The following is a 2,404-nucleotide window of genomic DNA, read 5'->3' as shown; positions in this document are numbered from 1 at the left end:
AAGAAGCAGGTAAGTTTTACGAAATCCTAGTGGCTGAAGCAGGCCAGCAAACTTTGACAGAGCAAGAAAAGCGCTTTGGACCTTTTCTGCTAGAGCAGAAATCGCCTGTTTTTCGGCTAAGATGGCAAAAAGAACTGAAGAAACTTGAAGGAGCTCTAGCCCACATCCCAGAAAAAAATGAGCTAGAACGCTCTGCTATGTCCCAAAAAATCGAAAGTATCAAGGAGGTGCTCCATGTTAGCAAGTGAAATTATCACTCGTTATGAAGCCTACTGCCCGCAAGAACTGTCCATGGAGGGTGACATTTCAGGCTTGCAAATCGGAACTTTGGACAAAGAAGTGGACAAGGTCCTAGTAGCGCTAGATATTCGCGAGCAGACGGTGGCGGAGGCTATTGAGCTAGGTGCTGGACTGATTATCGTTAAACATGCGCCTATCTTTCGCCCGCTCAAGGACCTAGTGGCAGATAAGGCGCAAAATCAAATCATTTTAGACCTCATCAAGCATGATATTGCTGTCTATGTCAGTCATACCAATATTGATGTCGTGGAGGACGGGCTCAATGACTGGTTCTGTCAGCTTCTGGAAATTGAGGAGACAAGTTTTCTTAGTCAGACAGGGCCAGAAAACGGTATTGGTCGCGTGGGGAAGATAGCTCCTCAGACCTTTGGGGACTTTGCGGCTAAGGTCAAGGAAACTTTTGGACTAGATAGTTTGCGTCTGGTCGCTTATGAAGAAGCAGATCTCGAATGCGTGATTGAGCGTGTGGCTATTTGTGGTGGCAGCGGTCAGTCCTTTTATCCAAAGGCTATTGCCAAGGGAGCGCAAGTCTACATAACTGGTGATATTTACTATCACACTGCTCAGGAAATGCTGACAGAAGGGCTTTTAGCACTGGATCCAGGACACCATATCGAGGTTCTTTTTACGGAAAAAATAAAAGAAAAATTTGATACTTGGAAGGTAGAAGAGGGCTGGGAGATTGAGATTCTGGCTAGTCAGGCTTCGACCAATCCTTTCCGACACATTTGAGAGGGAGCGATATGAAAAAAGTAGCAGTAATTGGAGCTGGGATTGTCGGCTCAACAGCCGCTTACTATCTGTCCAAATCCCCAGATATGGAAGTGACAGTATTTGATGTCGGCAAGGGGCAGGCAACCAAGGCAGCCGCTGGCATTATCAGTCCTTGGTTTTCCAAGCGTCGCAACAAGGCTTGGTACAGGATGGCGCGTTTGGGCGCTGATTTTTATCAGGATCTGATTACGGAACTGAAAGAGGCTGGTATCCAGACAGACTTTTACCAACAGACAGGTATTTATCTGCTGAAAAAGGATGAGAGCAAGCTGCAGGAGCTTTATGATTTGGCTGCTAATCGTAGAGAAGAGTCGCCTCTAATTGGGGAGGTGAGTCTTCTCAGTCGTCAGGAAGCCCAGGAGAAACTTCCAGACTTGCAAGGATTTGAGCGGCTTCTCTATGCTTCCGGTGGTGCCCGTGTGGAGGGAGCACTCTTGACGGAAACGCTTCTGAAAGCCAGCAAGGCAGAGCTGGTTGAGAAAAAGGTAAGCTTGACAGTAGAAGGAGAGCAACTTCTGGTGGATGGTTGTAACTTTGATTGTGTTGTCTTGGCTGTGGGAGCTTGGCTGGGAGAAATCTTGCAGCCGCTGGGCTATGAGACAGATGTTCGGCCGCAAAAGGGACAGCTACGTGATTTTAGGCTGGCTGAGCAGACAGATGACTACCCTGTTGTTATGCCTGAGGGCGAGCTGGATATCATTCCTTTTCTGGCAGGCAAGGTCAGCGTCGGTGCCAGCCATGAAAATGATCAGGGCTTTGATTTGACGGTAGATAGGACGGTTCTGAATCAGTTGCAGCAAGAAGCGGAAACTTATTTTCCAAGCTTGGCTACTGCAGGGATTTTAGGCGAGCGCGTGGGAACACGGGCTTATACCAGCGACTTTTCTCCTTTCTTTGGAGCTGTGCCAGACTTGCCACATGTCTACGCAGCTAGCGGACTAGGATCTTCTGGTCTGACAACTGGTCCGCTCATCGGACGCCAATTGGCACAGATGGCTCTAGGAGAAGCGGGGCTGCTGAATCCAGCTGACTATCCTATCGAGCGGTATGTGAAGAAGGTTTGATATGACAGAACATATTTTGAATTGGGTCAATATTTGTGTTAAAAAAGGTGATGAAATTTTACTGCTTAATCGCCAGCATGATAATTTTAAAGGGTGGATACAACCAGGCGGGAAGGTGGAGTTTCCAGAATCTTTTTTTGAAGCTGCAAGGCGTGAATTAAAAGAAGAAACGGGGCTGACTGCTCTAAACTTGGAATTGAAGGGGCTTTCAGGCTTCACTAATCCGAGTAAAAAAGAACGGTATGTGTATTACGATTTTCTTTGTA

The 2,404-nt window shown here is 47.2% G+C and carries 4 protein-coding genes; all 4 read left to right on the top strand.

Annotated elements, in window-relative coordinates; genetic code table 11:
• On the top strand, positions 1-248 hold a 248-nt coding region (locus STRDD04_RS03665), incomplete at its 5' end, for a tRNA (adenine(22)-N(1))-methyltransferase TrmK (protein ID WP_197460076.1).
• Complete coding sequence (locus tag STRDD04_RS03660; RefSeq protein ID WP_062199426.1) at positions 235-1,032, top strand: Nif3-like dinuclear metal center hexameric protein; 798 nt, start codon at positions 235-237, stop codon at positions 1,030-1,032. The genes STRDD04_RS03665 and STRDD04_RS03660, both read left to right, overlap by 14 nt.
• Before the next feature lie 11 nt (positions 1,033-1,043).
• Entirely contained in the window at positions 1,044-2,138 is a 1,095-nt protein-coding gene (locus tag STRDD04_RS03655; RefSeq protein WP_062199424.1) for an NAD(P)/FAD-dependent oxidoreductase, read from the top strand.
• A gap of 1 nt (position 2,139) precedes the next feature.
• The coding region (locus tag STRDD04_RS03650) for an NUDIX domain-containing protein (protein ID WP_156469046.1) at positions 2,140-2,404 on the top strand (265 nt) is incomplete at its 3' end.

Origin of the sequence: Streptococcus sp. DD04, assembly GCF_001578725.1 — a bacterium.
GTDB classification, from domain to species: Bacteria; Bacillota; Bacilli; order Lactobacillales; family Streptococcaceae; genus Streptococcus; species Streptococcus sinensis.
Note: the sequence above shows the minus strand (reverse complement) of the source record. Positions and strands in the feature narration are given on the sequence as shown.